Source organism: Bradyrhizobium sp. IAR9, assembly GCF_013408065.1.
GTDB lineage: Bacteria > Pseudomonadota > Alphaproteobacteria > Rhizobiales > Xanthobacteraceae > Bradyrhizobium.
Genome location: NZ_JACBZW010000001.1, coordinates 453,815 through 474,476, shown reverse-complemented (window position 1 = coordinate 474,476; position 20,662 = coordinate 453,815). Strand labels below are relative to the sequence as shown.

Here is a 20,662-nt window from a genome sequence, read left to right as displayed (position 1 = left end):
CCCAGGCATCGACGAAACCGCTGTGACCGCGCCGGGTCGTATCGCGTCCCCTGAAGACTCACGGTTGCCCGCCCTGTCATCAGGCTGATCGCGCCGGCGCTACCGCGTCCACCGCCACCCGGCCCGCATCTCGTGATGATCGCGAAGCGCCCCTTTGGCAGGGCCGGGATGAGGCGCTTATGCCACAAATCCGAAATTCGGGAAAGTGGAATATTTTTGCGCGGTGGGCTTGACCGGGTGTTTTGCCCGACGCCTCTCAAGGAACCGCCGTCAGCTCCGTTTGTCGTGTACATCGCGGAAACGCGCCCCATCACCGCAAATGACCCAAGCGGCCTAGCGGACCAGCGTTCCCTAGTTCCAAACCTTTACCTCTGCGACTGCCCAAGGGAAACCTGAATTTCAAGCCTTGCAGTCACCGACTGTTAGGAAGGCTAAGATAAACCGCAGGATGTGGGAATGGACCCCGGCAAGGCGTCAATCGTGATCGAGCGACTGACAGGGGAGTGTGATGGCTGTCGTCGATCAATGCGATTGCCCCGACAAGACAGGCAGGGCGTCGTCGGGACAATTGGGTGCCGATACCTGGATTCAACCCTCAACTGCAGCCATACTCGTTTGGCTGGGATTGCTTGCGATGGAGATCATCGCAGTCCTGGCGCTGTGCGACTTCAGGCTCTTCTTCACGCTCGACGATGCGTATATCCACCTTGCGGTCGCCGACCAGATCCTGTCCGGCGGATATGGGGTCAACGCCGGGGAATATTCATCGCCTAGCTCATCGATCATCTGGCCATATTGTCTGGCTCTGACCGAAGCGCTTCATCTCGGTGCATTTGGTCCATTGTTGATCAACGCTGCAGCCGCAGGTGCGACAATCTTGGCTATCATACGCCTCTTGGAGGCGAATGCCCTGTTCGATGGTGTGGGCGAGCTTCCGTTCGCTTGCGTGATCGCGCTGCTCCTCATCTTCAGTGTCAGCGCCGTCGCGCTGCCCATGACCGGCATGGAGCACAGTATTCACGTCTGGGCCTCAATCGTGACCTTTGCTGGTCTCGTGGCGGCTGCGCGCGGGTTCGCACCAACATCACTCCATTTCCTCGCCCTGGTGCTGCTTCCGCTCATCCGCTTCGAAGGGATCGCATTCGCCGGTGCCGCAATCGCGGCGTTCACGCTGCTGGACCAGCGCCGCTTCGCGGCCGGCGCAGCGCTAGTCATTGTCGTCACTCTATCGGGCTATGCCGTTCTCATGGCCTCGCGTGGCCTGCCGTTGCTGCCGAGCTCCGTCTTGTTGAAGGGCTATCTGACGACTCTTGATCAGCCCGCGAGCGAGCTACCCGCTATCGTCAGAAACATGCTGCGGAGCGTGATGACGTCGTATGGATTGCGGCTCATCGCACTCGGTCTCGCTGTTGCCTGGTGCGCCAGTCTGCTACGCGCCGATCGCAAGGTACTGATCGTTCTTCTGGCCGTTCTTGTTGCCGTCGGAGCCCATCTGGTGTGCGGTCAATACGGTTGGTTCAATCGGTATGAGGTATACATCATGGCTCTCGCGGCAGCCGCGCTGCTGTGGGGCATCGCACAACTCAAGCCACGGCTCTCTGCGCTGCAATGGTCTCGTGTGAAGGTCGGCGTGGTCTTCGGGCTCGGCACCGCGGCGATTCCCTACATGACAGCGGCAGTGGTCTCGCCGCTAGGCGCAAGCGATATCTACGAGCAGCAATACCAGATGGCTCGTTTCGCCCAATCGTTTTACAGAGATGCGGTTGGGGTCAACGATCTCGGCTTGGTTGCATATCGCAATACCAACTATACGCTCGATCTCTGGGGCCTTGGTTCGGAGCAGGTGCGCAAGGCGAGAATGGCGGGAGATTATGGGCCGGCAGAGATGGCGGCCCTTGCCCACGATCACGACGTCGGTCTCGTCATGATTTACGAGGGCTGGTTCGAGAAAGGCGTGCCATCGAGCTGGACGAAGGTCGCCGTGCTCCAAACGAGAAGCGTAACCTTGTCGCGGCAGAACGTCGATTTCTACCGCACGCCGCTGGCCGATGCGGCGGCGGTTGACACCGCGCTTCGGGCCTTCAAGGCAACGCTCCCGTCGCGGGACAGGCTGGATATCATCACGCCGTAGCGCGATCTCAGGAGGTGCGAGGCATCGCTAGAGAGATCAGAGTGGGGCCTGCTGCCGATCAAGCCCGTTCGCCTGGAAACTTCTCACCTCCGCCGTCGTTGAATCGTGGCTGAGGACAGGCCATGCCGATCAAGGACCAGATCAAGAATCTCGCCAAGAAGCTCGTGGAGGAGCATCCCGATGCGGCAACGCTGCGGGCGCTGGTGCGGGCCCGGAAGCCGGCAGCCATCCGTTTTCGCGACGATGGCATCGTGCCGAACAATCCGCGTTTTCCGGTGTTGCTCTATCGCGGCGCGGTCAATCTGAAGTCCAGGCGCTATCCCCCTGAGGTCATCATCGACACGCTGTTCGATACAAACGGCTGGGGCCGGTCGTGGCGGGACACCGTGTATTACTTCGTCCACTATCATTCGCAGGTCCACGAAGTGATGGGCGTGGCGCGCGGCACGGCCAGGCTCGAGTGCGGCGGCGTCAAGGGACGCGTCCTCCGCGTGAAAGCCGGCGACGTTCTGGTGCTGCCCGCCGGTACCGGACACAGGATGATCGAGTCCAGCCGGGACTTTGGGGTCGTCGGAGCGTATCCGCACGACGGAACGTACGACGAGTGCACCGACACGCGCGAGCGTCCCGATGCCGTCAAGCGCATCGCCAAGGTCCGCAGGCCGAAAACGGATCCCGTCCTCGGCCGCGGTGGTCCGCTGCTCACATCATGGCGGACCGCGCGGCCGCGATCGTGACGCGAGGGAGAGCGGTCCGCTCACCCATTCCTCTGCGCTCGCCCTCCGCGCTCAGGTCAGATAGTCGGGCGTGAAATCGGCAAGCCTGCGCAATTCTTCAGGCTGCAGCAGCTCGATCTCGCTGCCCTCCCATGCGATCAACCCGCGATGCCGTAGTTCCTGAATGGTGCGGTTGACGTGCACGATCGACAGGCCACAGGCATCGGCGACGTGCCGCTGCGTCATCGGCATCTGGAAGCAGGCGTCCTTGAGAAGGCCGACGATCTCCAGCCGCGCCGCGAGCTCGCAGATCAGATGCGCGACCTTCGGCAGGGCCGCCTGCGCGCCGAGGCGGGCGATCCATTGCCGCGAGATCGCCGCATCGATCAGCGTCTCGCGCCAGAACGCGCGGGTCAGATGGATCGAGCCGTCGAGCAGCTGGCGGAGCTGGCTGTGTGCGACGTAGCCGACGATGGTCGGGCCGAGGCCGACGAGATCCGCATCCATCGGCGTGACCAGGAGCGTGTGCAGGCAGGGCATGTCGCCGGGAACGTGGAACGCGAGGATCTGGCTGCGGTCGCCGACGATGCGGGCCTGGTAGAGAAAGCCGCTGACGACGAAGACGCAGCGCGAGGCGGCCTCGCCCTGACGCAGCACGATCTCGCCGTCCGCGACCTGGCGTAGCGTGGACGGCAGGCCCGCGATCTGCTGGCGTTCGTCCTCGGACAGGCCTTCGATGGCCTGGAGACGCGCGATGAACTTCGGATGCGGCATGAGTCTCGTGGCGCGCTTCAGCCCTCTCGCGGCGCGTCGATGAAGCGCCGCGAAAGCTTTGCGATGGTCCAGTCGGAGACCTCAGTGCTGCGGAACTCGCGGATGGCGTGGGCGAGTTCCTGATCCGACATCGGATGCGCCGGCTCGCGCAGCGTGCCGTTCTTGAAAGCATCGCTGATGCAGTCGAGGTGTTCGCTGGTATCGGATGCGAACAGGCCGCGGATGCGCTCCAGGATCGTCGTAGGACTCATGAGAAGGGCGGGCTCGGTTGGTGGTCGAGGTGATGGTGTGGGTGCGACCCGAATGATCGCAAACGGATTAGCAACCAGTGCGTCCGTCTCGCGTTCTAGTCCGCTGAACCAGGGCCAGAAGTATCATTTGATAGATCCGGCGCGATTTTTGGTGGTCTCATGGAAAAAGCCCACGACGTGCTGATCCGGAACCTGAGCGAGCACACCGCGCTCACCGGGGAGGATCTCGACGAGATCCGCGCGCTCACCTTCACGCAGCGCGATGTCGCGCCCAACGAGGATTTCATCCGCCAGGGCGAGGAGCCTGAACATTCGGCGCTGGTCGTCTCCGGCATGGTGGCGCGTTACCATCTGCTCGGCAGCGGGGGACGGCAATATCTCGCGTTCCATATCTCCGGTGACCTCCCGGACTCCCAGGGCCTGTTCATCGACCAGATGGACCATGGGCTCTCGGCGCTCGGGCACGCCTCGGTTGCCTTCATCCCGCATCGCGAATTGTTCATAGCCTTCCGGCGCCGTCCCACTTTCGCGCTCTCGGTCTGGCGCGAGACGTTGCTCGATGCCTCGATCTTTCGCGAGGCCATCACCAACAACAGCGCCCGGCCGATGCAGGCGCGCATGGCGCACCTGTTCTGCGAGCTGTTCTACCGCGCCCGCGCCGCGCAGCTCGTCCGCGGCAATCGCTTCCGCCTGCCCATCAGCCTGGTGCAGCTCGGCGAGACGCTCGGCATGGCGATCGCGACCGTGAACCGGACGCTCGCTGACCTCAGGCGGGGCGGCACCATGGATCTGCGCGACGGGGAGCTCATCGTCCTGAAATGGCGCGAGCTGCAGCGGCTCGGCGATTTCAGCCCGGCCTATCTGCATCTGAAACGCCAGTCGCCACCGGAGGGGTGAGGCCGCAAAGATGCTAAAGCATGATCCGGAAAAGTGCGCAGCGGTTTTCCGAAAAGATCATGCTTGAACAACAAGCTAAAGCGGGATGACGATGCATCCTGATCGCATCGCGCTTTAGCCATCGGCAGGTGACGCTCCGCCCAGCACCTCGTCAAAGTGCTTCCTCACCCAATCATTGCAGCAGCAGGCTCTGGCTTCGAGCGCTGTCCCGTCGAGGATCAGGATGGCGCCGCGGCGGGTCGCGAGGATGCGCCTTGCCTTGAACATCTGGATGACGCGGCTGGCATAGCTGCGGGAGACGCCGAGCATGCCGGCGAGCTGCTCGTGGGTGAGGGGGATCTCGGCGCCGCCGATACTCTCCTTCGCGGAGATGATCCATTTGGCGGCGCGCTGCTCGATCGAATGCGCCGCGTTGCAGGCCGCCGTCTGCAGCAGCTGCGCGAATTGGCAGTCGGCGTAGCGCGAAAAGACCTCGTGGAGCGTGGCTGATCGCTGCTGTGCCTGCTCGAGCGCGCGCAGCGGCAGACGGACGAGGCTGCCGCCCAGCTTCACGACGATGCGCGAATAAGCCAGCGAAGGGTTGCGGCCTGCGGCAATGCCCACCGCGCCCTCGCGGCCCACCAGCAGGCTTTCGACCTCGCGATCGTCCTCGACCGGCACGGCGAACGACACGAGTGCGGGACCGCAGGGAAAATGCACCGCCGCCACGTCGTCGCCGGCGTGATGCAGAACGTGGCTCGCCGCGAGTTCGACCGGCTGAAGGTGAGGCGCGAGCAGTTCGAAATCCTGGTGGGTGAGCTGCCGGAGCAGATCGTTCGGGGGCCGACCGGTCACAGTTGCGTCTCTGGGCTGGCCGGGAATCGGCGCCAACCCGACCCTACGTTTCCGTGGCGGAACCGACGGTTCCAAAGTGCACACAAGCGGCCGTTGCATAGTTGAGATGCTGGCGCGCGGGCTTTGCGGACTTCCGGAAAGTTGGGAGCGAGGCTGCATGCGTGCGCTGCCCGGCAGCGTTGATCTGGCGAGGTCTGTTCAGGAGTGAACATAGCGGGCTTGTGGATTGGCGTAGCGTGTGGCGCGGAGCGCCGTACTCCGTGCGCTTTGCCCGAGGACCGCCGGCCTCAATCCGCCAGAACGCCGCTGGGCCGGCGGCCCGAGGGGCGGCGAAGATCATCAGCCGAAGCGTGCTTCGCGATCCCACGAGGATCGGCGCAGCGCCGCGTGCGCGCGATAGGCGTCGATCGCCTTGTTGGCGAGCATCAGCTGCCGGCGTTCGCCGGTTTTGAGCTGACCTTCGATGGCGTCGAGAATGACGTTGGCGCTCTCGTCCGGCGGGCCGAGCTCGCCGCTCTGCTCCAGGCAGCTCCAGGCGATGAAGAATGCGCTTTCGACGGTGCAGCGAATGGACATGCGCTGCCAACGCGGCGGGGCCGCAGGCGTTCCGTCACGCGGGCCCAACTTGGGACCCGCGCGCGCGGCTCAGTTCTTCAGCACGATGCGGCCGACGACCTTGCCGGCGCGAAGCTCGTCGATCCATTTCTGGACGTCGCCCATCGGCTCCTCGCGCATCGGCGTCGGCTTGATCTTGCCGGCGCGCGCCAGCGCCATCAGCTCCTGCGCCTCGTTGAGCGTTCCGACCATGAAACCCTCGATGGTCATACGCTTGTAGACCCATTGCACCATCGGCAATGTGAACTGGCCGCCCATCAGGCCGGAGACCACGATCTTGCCGCCGCGCGCGGCGACCGCGACCGCAAAGGCCATCGACTTCTCGTTGCCGGCGAAATCGACGATCTCGTCGAAGCCGCCTTCGGTCTCCTTCAGGATGCGCTTGATCACGTCGGGCTCGGACGGATCATAGGCATTGGCGGCGCCGTTGTTCAGCGCGGTCTCGCGCGCGGCTGGCGACAGGTCGGCGACCGCGATCGGCTGCTTGAACATCGCCTGCGCGAACGACAGGCCCATCATGCCGACGCCGCCGAGACCGATCAGCAGCAGGTTGCGCTGGCGCGGGCGGTCGACCAGGCGCTTGAGCGCGCCATAGGCGGTGACGCCGGAGCACATCAAGGTCGCGGCCTGGTTGACGGGCAGGGGATCGTAGTCGAGCAGATATTTCGCGTCGGGCACCAGCACGTGGGTGGCGAAGCCGCCGTCGATGGAGACGCCGAGGAAGCGCTGCTTGACACAGAGATTCTCGTCGCCATTGGCGCAGTCGCGGCACTGGCCGCAGCCGATCCAGGGGAAGACGGCCTTCTTCGCGCCAATGAGGCCGGCCGGCACGTCGGGGCCGACTTCGTCGACGACGCCGGCGATCTCGTGGCCGAGCGTGAAGGGCAGCGTCATGCCGCGCGTGGTGTCGAGCTTCTTGCCGCCGCCGAGATCGGCATAGCCGTCCTGGATGTGCAGATCGGAATGGCAGAGGCCGCAGCGCTCGATGCGCACCAGGACTTCGCGTCCTTGCGGCTTGGGCGTGTCGACGATGGTCTCGCACAGCGGCGCATCGAACTTGACCAGGGACTGCCGACGCATCAACGCCATATTTCTTCCTCCGAAATTATCTCATTGTTTGAGCATGATCTCGTTCGGAAAACCGCTTCACACTTTTCCGGATCATGCTTCTTCGGTTCGTATATTGGCCAATTCACGGGCCATGGCAACAAAGCCGGATATCGGAATGGTCTCGGCGCGCCGCGTCGCATCGACGCCGGCGGCGGCGGCGAGCCGCGCCGGATCGACGCCGAGCGATTTCAGGCTCTGCCGCAACATTTTCCGGCGCTGACCGAAGGCGGCGGCGGCGACCTGTTCGAGCAGCCTGCGATCGCAAGGGAGAGGCTCGGCGCGCGGCGTGAGGCGCACGACGGAGGAGGTGACCTTCGGCGGCGGCACGAAGGCGGACGGCGCAATGTCGAACAGGATCTTGGTCTCGCAGCGCCAATTGGCGAGCACGCCGAGCCGGCCATAGGCTTCCTCGTCCTCGCGCGCGACGATGCGCTCGCCGACCTCGCGCTGGAACATCAGCACCATCATGTCGTACCAGGGCGGCCAGGGCTCGGTGGTGAGCCAGCCGATCAGGAGCTGGGTCGCGATATTGTAGGGCAGGTTGGCGACGATCTTCGCGCGTTCGCCATTGAGCAGCGGGCGGGGATCGAAGGTCATGGCATCGCCATGCACGATCTCGAGCCTGTCAGGATAGCGCGCGGAAATATCCTGCAAGGCCGGGATCGCCCGCTCGTCATGCTCGATGGCGATGACGCGCTTCGCGCCGAGCGCAAGCAGCGCGCGTGTCAGCCCGCCCGGGCCGGGGCCGATCTCGACGATGGTGGAATCGTCGAGCGGCGCTGCGGCGCGCGCGATGCGGGCGGTGAGATTGAGGTCGAGCAGGAAATTCTGGCCGAGCGATTTGCGCGCCGACAGCGCGTGCTGGCGAATGACCTCGCGGAGCGGCGGGAGGTCGTCGATCGCGCTCATCGGCTTTGCGAAGCCGCCATGCGGCTGGCCAGCTGAAGCGCCGCGATCAGGCTGGCCGGATTGGCCTTGCCGGTGCCGGCGATGTCGAAGGCGGTGCCGTGATCGGGTGAGGTGCGGATGAAGGGCAGGCCGAGCGTGACGTTGACGGCGTCGTCGAAGGCGACGGTCTTGATCGGGATCAGCGCCTGGTCGTGATACATGCAGATTGCGCAGTCATAGGTGCTGCGCGCGGCCTCGTGGAACATGGTGTCGGCGGGCAGCGGCCCCCTGGTCTCGATGCCGTCGCCACGCAACACCTTAAGCGCAGGGGCGATGATCGTCTGCTCCTCGTGGCCGAGCGAGCCGTCCTCGCCGGCATGCGGATTGAGGCCGGAGACCGCGATACGCGGCTGCGCGATGCCGAAGCGCGATTTCAGCTCGGCTGCGACGATGCGCACGGTCGAGACGATCAGCTCGCTGGTGAGCTCTGCCAGCGCATCGCGGATCGAGACGTGGATGGTCACGGGCACCACGGCAAGCCGGGGCGACCACAGCATCATCACCGGCTGCGGCACGCGGCCGGCTTCCGCGGCGAGCTCGGCGAGGAATTCGGTGTGGCCGGGATGACGGAAGCCTGAGCGGTAGAGCACGCTCTTGGCGATCGGATTGGTGACGACGGCGCCGGCGCGGCCCTCGCGGACATCGGTGACCGCCTGCCGGATCGAGGCGAGCGCGGCCGGCGCGCTCGATGCGTCGGGCTTGCCGGGCTCGGCGGTCGCGCGCTCGCCGGTGGCGACCACGGGGAGGGCATCAGCGAAGGCGGAAGCGGCCTCGCCCGGGCTCACCGCCGCGGTCCTGACGTCGGCCCCCAGCGCGGCGGCGAGCGCCTTGGCGCGCCGGGCGATCAGCGCCTCGTCGCCGAGCAGATAGAACGCGGGCAGGTTCAGTTCACGGCGCCGGAGCCAGGCTGCGATCGTGATGTCGGGGCCGATGCCGGCGGGCTCTCCCAGGGTCAGGGCAAGGGGAAGGCTATGCGGTTGGGCTGCGCGATTGGCCATCAGCGGTTGCGATATTCGATCATCGCCGCCTTGCGGAGCTCGTCGAGATAGGCCTTCTGGGTCTTCTCGTACTTCTCCTGATACATCTTCTCGCGGACCTCGCGCTTCTTCGGCGTGTCGATCATTGTCGGCTTGCGCGAGCACAGCACCACCATCTCGATGCCATTCTTGGTCATCTCGGGCGCGGTCAAATGGCCGATCGGGGTGTCGTCGAGCACCTTGCGCAGCGCTTCCGGCAGCTCCGCGGTGGTCTTGGTGACGCTGTCGCGGATGGTGGCGTTCGGCGTCGAGCGGAACAGCGAGTTGGCCTCCTCGCAGCTTCCGACGCGCGCGCGATAGCTCTCGGCTTCCTTCTTGCGTGTTTCCAGGAACGCCGCGGACGAGCCGCGCGGCACGATCAGCACGATCGGCTGCATCTTGTATTCGGTGCCCTCGATCTGGAGCTTGTCGCCGGTCTGGGCCTGCACGGCCTGCGCGACGTCGCGCTCGCCGACCAGCAGCTTCTCCTTGAAGCGGCCGCGCACCAGGCTGGTCCAGACCATCTCGGCCTTCATGCGGCCCTTCAGCGTTTCGGGGCGGACGCCTTTGGATTCGAGCGACTTGGTCAGCTGGTCCGGCGTGATGCGCATGCGCTGCGCCATGCCTTCGTAGGACTGGTTGATGTCGGAGATGCCGGGGTCGACCCCGTACTTCTTGCCCTCCTTCATCTTCACCTTGTCGTCGATCAGCTCGTTGATGACCTCCTGCCGGCTCGGGGTCTTCTGCGTCGTCAGCTGGTCGAGCTTGGAGCGCTGCTCGATGTCGAAATCGGTGATCGGGTCGCCGTTGACCATGACGACGATGTTCTGCGCGCGCGACGGCGAGGGCAGTCCGGTCAGGACCAGTCCGGCAGCGATGGCGAGGAGGAGGCGGAAGACGGGCAATGGGGTCGTCATGATTGTCGCTCGCATGTCAGCCGCGTCGAGCCTGTGATGGGGGCAAGCGCGGCCGGCACTTCAAACCGTTCACTGGAGGCCGGCGGAACTGCTGGTCGTCGACGAGGTCGCCAGCGTGCGCAGGCCGATCTGGAACATGAACGCATGGCTCAGCACGGGCGGCGCGGTGCCCGCCGAATAGCTATACGAAGTTACGTAGTTCGCCGCCAGCACGAAGCAATCGTCGACATAGCCGGCACCGAGCACATACTGGTTGATCTTGTTGGCTTCGAGGTCCCACCGCGCCGAGCCCGACACCACCCAGTTGGTCGCGACCTTTATGGAGCCCGAGGTCAGGATGCCCTCGCGGCGGGTCAGATAGCCAAGCTCCGGCTGCGCTGCGTAACTGCCGTACAGTACGCTGACCGCCCAGCGATTGAAGTTGGCGCGGCCTTCCGCCTCGAAGCGCTGCACGTTCCAGGTCTGCTCGTCCATGCGGGAGCGGACGCTGAACGTGTAGGTGCTGTTGGGCGAGTAGCTGGCGCTCGCGACGTAATCGGAACGCGGCTTGTCCAGGCCGGAATTGAGGCCGGTATTGATCGGGTCCTGGACCGCGAAGGAGTTCATGCCGAACAGCTGGTAGGACTGGCCGAACAGGGCCTTGACGGCGCCGCCCTTGTCGAACTGCGTGGTGGACTGCACGCCGACATTGGCGCGGCCGCCGCCCTCGACGCGGTCGTAGCCGGAGAACTTGTCGACGCTGAACAGGTTCGAGGCGTCGAACACCATGCTCTGGGCGTCCTCGTTCGGGAGCTTGCCGGCATAGGTCTCGTTCGGCCGGATGATGATCTGCGCGATCGGCTCGACGGTGGTCGAGCCCCAGGGCTGAACGTTGATGAAGGGGTAGCGGTATTCCAGGCCCACGGTCGGCATCAGGCGGAACGCCTGGGTGTCGCCGATGGGAAGATAGTTCGACACGCCCGGCTGGTTGGAGACCGAGGAGTTGATCGCGTCGGCGCGCAGGCTGGCGAACGGCGTCCAGATCTGGCCGAGCGGATCGGTAAAGGATTTGCGCCACTGCGCCTCGGCCGTGAGGCGGGTGTAGGTGCCGGGGAAGCCGCGCAGCAGGCACTGTGACGGCGTGCGGGCGAGCGGATCGGCCGACGCCGTCGTGCACAGGCTGTTGGTGTTCGCGATCGTGGTGATCGGATCGAACACCGCCTGGTCACGCGACAGGTTCACGAAATTGGTCTTGTAGCTGAACTCGCCGCCGAACACCGGATAGTTGAGCACGTTGGAGTAGTCGATCACCGGATAGACGATCGGCACCTGGCTCTGGTTACCCGAATAGCTCAGCCAGTACATCGTGCGCGCGTCGAAGAAGCTGCGGTTGCCGACGCCGGTCAGATAGAGCTGCGACAGCGCCTCCGTCGGCAGCAGCAGAAACGAGCCGAGCGGATCGCGGTACTGGTAGAGCCGGTAGTCCGAGAAGAAATAGTAGTCGGACATCAGGACGCCGTCCCAACCCCAGACCCATTTGTCGTTCAGCGCGAACTGACCCTTGGTGTCGACGGCGCCGCGGAACTGCTTGTCGCCGGGCTGCCCGGCAAACGCGCCGGGATCGAGCTGGTCGATGCCATAGGCGCGGATCTGGTAGGCGCCGTCGATCAGGCGCTGCCGGAATTCTCCCTGCAGCAGCACGCCTTGCCGCGACAAGAAGCGGGGGTTGATGGTCGCGTCCATGTCGGGCGCGATCGCCCAATAATAGGGAACCTCGACGCCGTAACCCGTGTTCGACGTGCCGGAAACATAGCCCGGCATCAGGAAGCCGCTCTTGCGCTTCACGGTCGGGTCGGGCGTCGAGAAATAGGGCATGTAGGCGAGCGGCACACCGAAGAATTCGATCTGCGCCGTCTCGAAATACAGCATCTTCTCCTGCTGGTCGTGGATGATGCGGGCACCCTTGACCTGCCACAGCGGCGGCTTCTTCGGATCGTCCTTACACGGCGCGCAGGCCGTGTAGACGCCGTTCTCGAACACCGTGTAATTGCCGCTGGAGCGGTCGGCGCGGCTCGCGGCCATGCGGGTCTGGTCGGCGGTGTCCACACGCAGCGAATCGACGAAGCCGTCGCGGTAATCGTCGGAGAGATCCATGATCTCGGCATAGGTGATCTTGCCGTCGGCATCCGTCATGCGGATGTTGCCTTCGGCATGCAGCCGCTTGGTCTTCTGGTCGTAGATGACCTTGTCGGCCTCGACGCTGGTGCCGTTGTAGAACAGCTGGACGTTACCGACCGCGGAGACGCGCGAATTGTTGTAGTCGTAGTCGACCTCGGTCGCCTGAACCAGCATCTGGTTGTCGTTGGCTGCTTTCGGCGGCTTCGGACGCGGCGGCAGCGGATTATAGGTGAAGCTCTGGGCCGAGGCGGGGGCCACGGCGGCAACATCGATCAGCGCGCCGAGCGATGCCACGGCAGCGACAGCCATCATGAGCCTGCGAAGAGACAAGCCGGACCCGTTCGCGCGCATCACGATGCGGCGCGTCAAACGAGACACGGGTCCTCGATGGACGGCAGTCACTAACCGTCCTCCTGGTACAACAAGGCCAAAAAGCCGGTGAGGCCGCCCACCACCACGGGCAACCACGCCGCAGCGATCGGATGCATCAACTCAGCCTTGCTCAAGTCTTCAGTCACTTTCGACAGAACGTAGAGCAGAAAGCCTGCGCCCACGCCACTCAAAACCATCTTCTGCACGCCGCCCATCCGGAAGAAGCGCAACGACACGGAGGCCGCGAGCATCACCATTGCCGCAAGCAAAAACGGCTGTGCCAGAAGCTTCTGATACTGGAGTCGGTATCCGGCTGTCGCGAAGCCTGAGCTTTCGGATGAGCGGATGTAGCTCGGTAGTTGCCAAAAGGACACAGTCTCGGGGGTGGAAAAGCTGTTGCGGACCTGCGCCTCGGTGAGCGTCGTTGGAATCTCCAAGGTGGCCTGGTCGATCGGCGGGGAGTCCAGCGAGAAGCGGCGAACGGATTTGAACAGCCAATGGCCGGACTCCAGTGTCGCCTCGCGCGCCTCGATCCGCTCCTTGAAGTGACTGTCTGTGTCAAAGCGGAAAAGCGTCAGGCCGGTGAGTCGGACGCCCTGCTGCTCGCTGCGCGCGGCGTTGATGATGGTCTGGCCGTCGCTGGTCACCTGATTGAGCCAGAAGCCGGAGGCGTCCTGGATGCCGCCGCCGGGCGCCGAGCCGAACAGCTCGGCTTCCATGCGCTTGGAGAGCTCACGCAGATTCGCCGACATCGGATTGTAGGCGACGGTTGCGATCACCCCGATCAGGAGCGCGCTGCCGAGCGCCGGTGAGATGAACTGCCATGCGGAGATGCCGGCGGCGCGCGCAACCACGAGCTCGAGCCGGCGGGAGAGGGCGAGATAGCAGGTCATGGCGCCGATCAGCATGCAGAACGGCGTCAGCTTCTCCAGCAGTTGTGGCACCCTGAACAGCGAGGTCTCGGCCACCATGAGCGCCGAGGCGGACGCCAGCCCCGAGGTCTTGCGCACCATCTCGATGTAGTCGACCAGCACCAGCAGCAGGAAAATGCCCAAGAACACGCCGAGCGCCGCGACCACGAAGCGGCCGGCGAAATAGCGTCCGAGTGTGTTGGTGAGCATGCTCATGCGGTGGCCGGCCGTCCGAACAGCCGCGCGATGCGCGCGTTCGACCTGTTGATGGCCTCCATGAGGCCAGGGGGCGGCTCGACCACAACGCCGCGGATGATCATCCACAGCCCGATGCCGATGGCGCCCATGACCATCGCATATTGCACCAGCACCGGGCTCGGCGATTTCACCGCCATCACCGAGCAGGCAAAGCCGGCCATGCGCAGGCCGAACACCGCAACGACCGAAGTGCCGATCGAGAAATTACGGCTCTGGCGGGTGGTGCGGGGCGCACCGAGGAAGGCGAAGGTCAGCACGGCAAAGGCGAAGGGATAGATCGGGGCGAGCAGGCTGTCATGCAGGGCCGAGCGGAACTGGCCGGGAATCTGCTTGTAGACGGGGTCGTTATCGGACGGCGCAAGCAGCTCCCAGAGATAGCGCTCGCGGATGCCGAGGGTGACGTCGCGGCCCTGGTTGGAGAACTTCGACATGTCGAAGCCGTAGCGGCCGAAGGCCACCAGCGCGGGATCGCGCTTGCCCGCCTCGAAGCGCTGAAGATTGCCGGTCTCCAGCACGAGGAACGAGCCGGTCTCGTTCTTAACGACCTCGCCGTGCTCGGCGACGATCGAGACGCGCTCGTTCGGATCGCGGCGGTCGTCGATGAAGATGCCGGCAAGGATGCCGCCGGGCTGGCGTTCGCGAATCCGGATCGTGAGGTTCTTGTCGAGCTGGGCGAAGCGGCCGGGCTGCAGGATGTTGGTGAGCACGTCCGCGGTGATCTCGGCATCCCACTGCTTGATCCGCCGCATGCCGTCGGGGGCGAGATAGGCCGCTATGAACGCAACCAGCAGCGCCACCACGCAGGTGGCATAAAAGAACGGATAGAACAGCCGGAACGGCGACAGGCCGGCGGCATTCATCACGATGATTTCGGAATCGGTCGCGAGCTTGTTCAGCGTGTGCGAGATCGCGATCATCAGCGCGATCGGCGAGATGATCAGGACCAGGGCCGGCACGACGAGGCTGGTGATGCCCAGGAAGGTGAGGATGGTCTGACCCTGGCTCGTCATCAGGTCGATGCCGCGCAACGCCTGCGTAATCCAGATCACGCCAGTGAGGCTGACCAGGATCAGCGCAAACGACGCCAGCGTCGTGCGGAAGATATACCTATCGATCGACCCCATGCGCTACCGCACGAATCCCACCAAGTCCCCAATGTCGGCCGAAACTCCGCTGTCCAACCAATCCCCGATCAGGGGATCCCCAAGGTTGGCCAGCGCCTCTTCCGCCAGCTCACTCTCTCACTACCATCCCTTTGATCCGTCAACAAAATGGCTGCCCCGTGGCACCCTCAATATATGGTTAATATTTCGCTCGTTGTGACCTTGAGGCCACGGGGGGTGCTTGGCATCTGCCGGGGCGCTGGCCCATAGTGCAGATGGCTCAGTGAATCGCCGTTCATGTCCGGCCCTGGCCAGGGACCGTGAGCAGCAAAAAGACCAAGTTTTTTGAAGGAGTTACCCATGTCCGATGCCATCAAGGTCGGCTTTGTCCCGTTGTCTGCCGCCGCCCGTGGCATCATGGTCGTGTTCTGCGACGATAGTCTGAAGGTTGGTCCGGCGACGGCCAAGGCGCTGGGCGGCGCTATCGAACTCGTGAAGCGAGCGGCCGCCGCCGCCGCCTTCAAGGGCAAGAGCGGGGCAGCGCTCGACATCCTGGCGCCGGAAGGGGTCAAGGCCACCCGTCTGCTCGTGATCGGCGCCGGCAAGGCGGCCGGCCTGAAGGCGAACGATTTCCTCAAATTCGGTGGTGTGGCGGCGGGCAAGCTTGCCGCCGGGGCGGCCGCCATGACGATCATGGCGGAACTGCCCAGTGGCGCGATGACGAGCGAGCAGGCGGTCGCGATCGCCTCGGGCCTGCGCCTGCGCGCCTACAAGTTCGACCGCTACAAGACGAAGAAGAAGGACGGCGAGGAGGGCGGCTCGCGCGCCGACATCTCGCTGGCGGTCGGCGATGCCGCTGCCGCGAAGAAGGCGTTTGCCTCGGCCGGCCACGTCGTCGACGGCGTGATCATCGCGCGCGACCTCGTCAACGAGCCGCCGAACGTGCTCTTCCCCGAGGAATTCGCTCGCCGCGCCAGTCAGCTCCGCAAGCTCGGCGTCAAGGTCGAGGTGCTCGACGTCAGGGCGATGCAGAAGCTCGGCATGGGCGCGCTGCTCGGCGTCGGCCAGGGCTCGGCGCGGCCGAGCCGCACCGTGATCATGCGCTGGGACGGCGGCAAGAAGGGCGAGGCGCCCGTGAGCTTCGTCGGCAAGGGCGTCTGCTTCGACACCGGCGGCATCTCGATCAAGCCAGCCGGCAGCATGGAGGACATGAAGGGCGACATGGGAGGGGCGGCCTGCGTCGTCGGCCTGATGCACGCGCTTGCCGCGCGCAAGGCCAAGGTCAATGTGGTCGGCGCCATCGGCCTCGTCGAGAACATGCCCGACGGCAATGCGCAGCGGCCGGGCGACATCGTCACCTCGATGTCGGGCCAGACCATCGAGATCATCAACACCGACGCGGAAGGCCGCCTCGTGCTGGCCGACGTGCTCTGGTACGTCGCCAAGAAGGTGAAGCCGAAATTCATGGTGGATCTGGCGACACTGACCGGCGCGATCGTGGTCGCGCTCGGCACCGAGCATGCCGGCATGTTCTCCAACAATGACGAGCTCGCCGAACGCCTGCTGGCGGCCGGCATCGAGAGCGGCGACAAGGTCTGGCGCATGCCGCTCGGTCCCGAATACGACAAGCTGATCGATTCCCAGTTCGCCGACATGAAGAACACCGGCGGTCGCCACGGCGGCTCGATCACCGCCGCGCAGTTCCTGCAGCGTTTCGTCGATGGCACGCCCTGGGCCCATCTCGACATCGCCGGCACCGCCATGGGCGCGCCGAAGACCGACATCAACCAGAGCTGGGCAAGCGGCTATGGCGTCCGCCTGCTCGACCGTCTCGTCGCCGACCATTACGAGCGTAAATGATCTGAGATGACCGAAGTCCTGTTCTATCATCTGCAAAACATGACGGTGGAGAACGTGTTGCCGCCGCTTCTCGAGAAATCGCTCGAGCGCGGATGGCGCGTCGTGGTGCAGTCGACCTCGGAAGAGCGCGCCGATGCGCTCGACGCGCATCTATGGACCTATCGCGACGATTCCTTCCTGCCGCACGCGACATGGCGCGTGAACGATGCCGCCGATCAGCCGATCGTGCTGGCGATCGAGGAGGGCAATCCCAACGGCGCCCATGTCCGATTCCTGGTCGACAATGCCGCCCTGCCGCAGGACGCGCAGGGCTATGCACGCATGGTGCTGCTGTTCAACGGCGACGATCCGGATGCACTCGCGCTCGCCCGTAGCGCCTGGACGGATTGCAAGGAGCGGGGATTTGATGTCACCTATTGGCAGGCCGACGAGCGGGGCCGGTGGCAGCGCCGGAATTAGGGGTCCTTCGCAATTAATGATAATTTGCACTTTTCGGGCGATGCTGGCTTTTGTCACCTTCGTGCCGCAAAGTGATGTTGGGACAATCGCTTAGGGCTGGTCCTTCACGCGGGGAATTTGGTTTATCGTGCGACATCAAAAGCTTCCCAGGTCGCTTCTTGTTGCTTTGGCTGCCGCGGCTCCGCTGCTCGCCGGCTGCTCGGGCGCGTCCGATCTGCTGTCGAAGGACGCACAATGGTTCAACACGCCGAGCCGGCTGTTCATCAAGAACATCTCGATCGAATCCCCGCCGCTGACCCCCGACAAGCCGGTCGGAGCTGAGGATCTCGTCAGCGCTGACGGCGCCTGTCCCGGCATGGCGCCGCCTCCCGGGCCGGCCGATGCCAACGCATCGACGACGGCTCCGGCGCCGATGGGCGGTACGGTCGCGCTGGGCCATACCGAATGCGACGTGGTGCGCGGCATCGGCGCGCCATCGAACATCAATCTCTCCAATGACGCCGCCGGTCGCCGCGTTGCCGTCGTCACTTGGGCCACGGGACCGCGCGCCGGCATCTACACCTTCACGGCTGGACGTCTGTCGTCAATCGAGGGCAATCCCGATCCGCAGCCAGCGCCGAGGGCGGTGAAGCCGAAGAAGAAGCACGCGTAGGCGGGACCGCCTGCGAGCGTGGCGGACCCAATCGAAAGCCGGGTTCGCGCGCGCCGTCAGAGCACCGGCAAGCGATCGGGCTGGCGAACGCGGAACCGGCTCTTCATCTTGAAGCCGTCGCGCATATTGAGGCCGAGAAGAGCGATGTTCATCGCGCCGGCCAACAATTCGAGAGTCTGTACCGCATAGAACGTGGTGCGAACTCCGCGGCCTTCGCCTTGAACGCAAGAAACAACGCGGCAGGAATGAGAAGCAGGATGCCGTTGCCGGCGATGAACGGCATGCGCTTGATCTTCGCGCCGATCACGCCACCACGTCGTCCCTTTGCCAGGAAAAATCCTGAGCCTCCCGTCACCGCCAACGCCGGAACCAGCAACAGGAAGCCCCAGGGTATGGCCATTTTCACCGTGGCTATGCTCGCGTGCGACGCAAATAGCTCGGTGAGAGCCGTGGAGAGCCAGAAGGTCGCAATCGTCGTCAGCGCGACCGCGCCCGCGACTGGGTGGATGATCCTGGTCATCGGGGTCCTGCCGTTTCGAAGCGCGCTACGCCACACAGATGCCGGGCACGGCGACCTTTTCGAACAGGTGCGGAGAGGCGACGGCAGATGAGGGATAGGCTGCGATCTTCGATCTGAACTCAGGATGCGTGAATGCAGCCCGGAAGTGGGCCGTCGATTCCCAGACGGCATAGTTCAGATATGTCGGGCTATCGCCGATCGCGCGGTGAAGCTGGGTGGCAATGAAGCCCGGCTGCCGCTTCATGAAGGCTGCATCGTCCTGCCAAACCTGGAGGAAGCTCTGCTCGTCGGTCTTGTCGAGCATGAACACATTCACCAGCACCGCAGGGCTGGTGTCGATGCCAAGCTGACGTTCGATGGGAAAGTTAGGGTCCAAAGGACGTAGGTGCGCCATGGCAGGCTCCATTCGATATGGCAATATGGTGTCAATGTGGTACTATACACACCTTAGATATTTGACATCATGATGTCAATAACAGTTTATGGTGACGGATGCCGAAATCCTTGCGAACGCCGGCCGGTGATGCGCTGTCGAACCTCGTGCTCGACCTGTTCCGGCTGAATAGCCTGCTCTTGACCGCAGGGGACCGCTTGGTCGCCCGGCTCGGGCTCACGAGCGCTCGCTGGCAGATTCTCGGCGCCATCGTGCACGCGGAGCGCCCCCAGCCGGTGGCTTGGCTTGCCCGCGATCTGGGGGCCAATCGCCAGAACGTGCAGCGGATCGTCAATGACCTGCACGCGGAAGGCCTCGTTGCTTTCGAGGCGAACCCGCATCACCGCCGGGCGCAGCTTGTCGTCCTGACCGACAAGGGGCGGCGCGCTTTCGAGGCCGCCATGGCTTTGCAGGCGCCGTGGGTCAACGGCCTTTCGGAGGGGCTTCTGGTCAAGGACCTGCAAACCGTTCATCGCGTCGTTGCAGACCTGCGGACGAAGCTCGAGAACGAGACAGAGAGCCAGACCTAGCGCAAGGCGAGCGGGCGGAATTGACGGCAGCTCTTAGCGACATGTTCCCGGAACGCCGCTGCGGCCGAACACTTGCAGCACGCTTCTGATGAGTCGCTTTCCTGATGGTCTTGCGGCCAGGAATGCGCTCATATGGAGCCATAAAAATCTGGAGGAGACTATGCGGTTCTCGATTGCCCTCGTATCGGCTCTGCTTCTGCCGCTCGGCGCGGCCGTTGCCCAGGATTATCCGACGAGGCCCATCACCATGCTGGTTCCATTCGCGGCGGGCGGGCCGACCGACACCATCGCGCGCCTGACGGCCGCAGGCATGGGGAAGTCGCTGGGACAGCAAATCGTTGTCGAGAACGCGACCGGCGCCGGCGGTACCATCGGCACGACCCGCGCCGCGCGCGCCCAGCCCGACGGCTACACGCTGCTGATCCATCACGTCGGCATCTCGACCGCAGCGACGCTGTACCGCAATCTCAGCTACGACACGAAGACGGCGTTTGCGCCGATCGGCCTCGTGACCAACGCGCCGATGACGATCATTGCGCGTCCGGATTTTCCGGCCAACACGCTCAAGGAACTGGTCGCCTACGCCCAGCAGCAGGGCGACAAGCTGACCTACGCCAATGCCGGGTTAGGTGCGGCATCGCATCTCTGCGGCATGCTGTTCATGACCGCGATCCAGAAGCAGCTCACCACGGTGCCCTATAAGGGCAACGGCCCGATCATGAACGATCTGCTCGGCAAGCAGATCGATCTCACCTGCGACCAGGCGACCAACACCACCGGGCCGATCACGGCCAAGCAGGTCAAGGCCTATGCGATCACCACCAAGGAGCGGCTGAAGAGTCTGCCCGATCTGCCGACGGCCGATGAGGCCGGCCTCAAAGGATTCGAGCTCGGCGTCTGGCACGGCCTCTATGCTCCCAAGGGCACTCCGCCCGCGGTCGTGCAGAAGCTGACGGCCGCGCTGCAGACGGCGCTCAAGGATCCGGCGCTGATCGCCCGGTTCAACGACATCAACACCGAGCCCGTGCCGCAGGACAAGGCGACGCCCGAGGCGCTGGGCGCGATGCTGACGAGCGAAGTCGACCGCTGGGCCCCGATCATCAAGGCGGCCGGGCAGTTCGCGGACTGAGCGGACAATCCCATGAAGAGTAGCTTGGCCAGCTACTTGATGCAGGGTGATTTATTACCGCTACTGTGC

At 64.4% G+C, this 20,662-nt stretch carries 20 protein-coding genes and 1 pseudogene; 8 read left to right on the top strand and 13 right to left on the bottom strand.

Annotation, left to right across the window (positions count from 1 at the left end):
- The first annotated feature begins 508 nt into the window (after window positions 1–508).
- Complete coding sequence (locus GGD67_RS02295) at window positions 509–2,131, top strand: hypothetical protein (RefSeq protein WP_246784231.1); 1,623 nt, start codon at window positions 509–511, stop codon at window positions 2,129–2,131.
- 122 nt (window positions 2,132–2,253) lie between these two features.
- Window positions 2,254–2,868: a cupin domain-containing protein gene (locus GGD67_RS02290; protein ID WP_179730701.1), complete on the top strand. Its 615-nt coding sequence runs from the start codon at window positions 2,254–2,256 to the stop codon at window positions 2,866–2,868.
- Between the two features lie 51 nt (window positions 2,869–2,919).
- Here the strand turns inward: GGD67_RS02290 and GGD67_RS02285 are convergent, their stop codons facing one another.
- Complete coding sequence (locus GGD67_RS02285) at window positions 2,920–3,621, bottom strand: Crp/Fnr family transcriptional regulator (protein ID WP_018317563.1); 702 nt, start codon at window positions 3,619–3,621, stop codon at window positions 2,920–2,922.
- A gap of 17 nt (window positions 3,622–3,638) precedes the next feature.
- The gene (locus GGD67_RS02280; protein WP_092252911.1) at window positions 3,639–3,872 is read right to left on the bottom strand and encodes a hypothetical protein; all 234 of its coding nucleotides are present in this window, start codon (window positions 3,870–3,872) and stop codon (window positions 3,639–3,641) included.
- A 159-nt stretch (window positions 3,873–4,031) separates the two neighbouring features.
- Here GGD67_RS02280 and GGD67_RS02275 point away from each other — a divergent pair, with 159 nt between their 5' ends.
- A complete protein-coding gene (locus tag GGD67_RS02275; protein ID WP_018317561.1) occupies window positions 4,032–4,769 on the top strand; it encodes a Crp/Fnr family transcriptional regulator in 738 nt (245 codons plus the stop codon).
- Window positions 4,770–4,883: 114 nt separating this feature from the next.
- Here GGD67_RS02275 and GGD67_RS02270 read toward each other — a convergent pair whose 3' ends face one another.
- The 9 genes from GGD67_RS02270 to lptF form a co-directional block, all read right to left on the bottom strand.
- A complete protein-coding gene (locus GGD67_RS02270; protein WP_092252913.1) occupies window positions 4,884–5,603 on the bottom strand; it encodes a Crp/Fnr family transcriptional regulator in 720 nt (239 codons plus the stop codon).
- A gap of 339 nt (window positions 5,604–5,942) precedes the next feature.
- Entirely contained in the window at window positions 5,943–6,179 is a 237-nt protein-coding gene (locus GGD67_RS02265; protein ID WP_018317559.1) for a hypothetical protein, read from the bottom strand.
- 69 nt (window positions 6,180–6,248) lie between these two features.
- Window positions 6,249–7,307 carry an alcohol dehydrogenase gene (locus tag GGD67_RS02260; RefSeq protein ID WP_179730700.1) on the bottom strand — a complete coding sequence of 353 codons (1,059 nt, stop codon included), beginning with the start codon at window positions 7,305–7,307 and terminating at the stop codon, window positions 6,249–6,251.
- Window positions 7,308–7,379: 72 nt separating this feature from the next.
- Window positions 7,380–8,237 carry a 16S rRNA (adenine(1518)-N(6)/adenine(1519)-N(6))-dimethyltransferase RsmA gene (rsmA, locus tag GGD67_RS02255; RefSeq protein WP_179730699.1) on the bottom strand — a complete coding sequence of 286 codons (858 nt, stop codon included), beginning with the start codon at window positions 8,235–8,237 and terminating at the stop codon, window positions 7,380–7,382.
- Window positions 8,234–9,274, bottom strand: coding sequence for a 4-hydroxythreonine-4-phosphate dehydrogenase PdxA (gene pdxA / locus GGD67_RS02250; RefSeq protein WP_179730698.1), 1,041 nt, complete (start codon window positions 9,272–9,274; stop codon window positions 8,234–8,236). The genes rsmA and pdxA overlap by 4 nt, the downstream gene beginning before the upstream one ends.
- Entirely contained in the window at window positions 9,274–10,209 is a 936-nt protein-coding gene (locus GGD67_RS02245; protein ID WP_177236934.1) for a SurA N-terminal domain-containing protein, read from the bottom strand. The genes pdxA and GGD67_RS02245 overlap by 1 nt, the downstream gene beginning before the upstream one ends.
- A gap of 69 nt (window positions 10,210–10,278) precedes the next feature.
- Complete coding sequence (locus tag GGD67_RS02240; RefSeq protein WP_026201870.1) at window positions 10,279–12,768, bottom strand: LPS-assembly protein LptD; 2,490 nt, start codon at window positions 12,766–12,768, stop codon at window positions 10,279–10,281.
- Entirely contained in the window at window positions 12,768–13,865 is a 1,098-nt protein-coding gene (lptG, locus tag GGD67_RS02235) for an LPS export ABC transporter permease LptG (RefSeq protein ID WP_018317553.1), read from the bottom strand. The genes GGD67_RS02240 and lptG overlap by 1 nt, the downstream gene beginning before the upstream one ends.
- Window positions 13,862–15,031, bottom strand: coding sequence for an LPS export ABC transporter permease LptF (lptF, locus tag GGD67_RS02230; protein ID WP_018317552.1), 1,170 nt, complete (start codon window positions 15,029–15,031; stop codon window positions 13,862–13,864). Before lptF ends, lptG begins: the two co-directional genes overlap by 4 nt.
- A 339-nt stretch (window positions 15,032–15,370) precedes the next feature.
- Here lptF and GGD67_RS02225 point away from each other — a divergent pair, with 339 nt between their 5' ends.
- The 3 genes from GGD67_RS02225 to GGD67_RS02215 all read left to right on the top strand — a co-directional run bounded on the left by GGD67_RS02225 (window position 15,371) and on the right by GGD67_RS02215 (window position 17,981).
- Window positions 15,371–16,870 carry a leucyl aminopeptidase gene (locus GGD67_RS02225; RefSeq protein WP_092252928.1) on the top strand — a complete coding sequence of 500 codons (1,500 nt, stop codon included), beginning with the start codon at window positions 15,371–15,373 and terminating at the stop codon, window positions 16,868–16,870.
- 6 nt (window positions 16,871–16,876) lie between these two features.
- A complete protein-coding gene (locus tag GGD67_RS02220) occupies window positions 16,877–17,329 on the top strand; it encodes a DNA polymerase III subunit chi (protein WP_018317550.1) in 453 nt (150 codons plus the stop codon).
- 166 nt (window positions 17,330–17,495) lie between these two features.
- Window positions 17,496–17,981 (top strand): hypothetical protein, encoded by a 486-nt coding sequence (locus GGD67_RS02215; protein ID WP_018317549.1) that lies wholly within the window; start codon window positions 17,496–17,498, stop codon window positions 17,979–17,981.
- A 56-nt stretch (window positions 17,982–18,037) separates the two neighbouring features.
- Here GGD67_RS02215 and GGD67_RS02210 read toward each other — a convergent pair.
- Window positions 18,038–18,501: pseudogene (locus GGD67_RS02210) on the bottom strand (hypothetical protein).
- Window positions 18,502–18,526: 25 nt separating this feature from the next.
- Complete coding sequence (locus GGD67_RS02205) at window positions 18,527–18,907, bottom strand: antibiotic biosynthesis monooxygenase (protein WP_179730697.1); 381 nt, start codon at window positions 18,905–18,907, stop codon at window positions 18,527–18,529.
- A gap of 86 nt (window positions 18,908–18,993) precedes the next feature.
- On the opposite strand from GGD67_RS02205, the gene GGD67_RS02200 reads away from it, so the two are divergent.
- Window positions 18,994–19,464 carry a MarR family winged helix-turn-helix transcriptional regulator gene (locus GGD67_RS02200; RefSeq protein ID WP_179730696.1) on the top strand — a complete coding sequence of 157 codons (471 nt, stop codon included), beginning with the start codon at window positions 18,994–18,996 and terminating at the stop codon, window positions 19,462–19,464.
- Window positions 19,465–19,624: 160 nt separating this feature from the next.
- Window positions 19,625–20,593, top strand: a complete 969-nt coding sequence (locus tag GGD67_RS02195) for a tripartite tricarboxylate transporter substrate-binding protein (RefSeq protein ID WP_018317545.1) — start codon at window positions 19,625–19,627, stop codon at window positions 20,591–20,593.
- The last annotated feature ends 69 nt before the right edge of the window (window positions 20,594–20,662 follow it).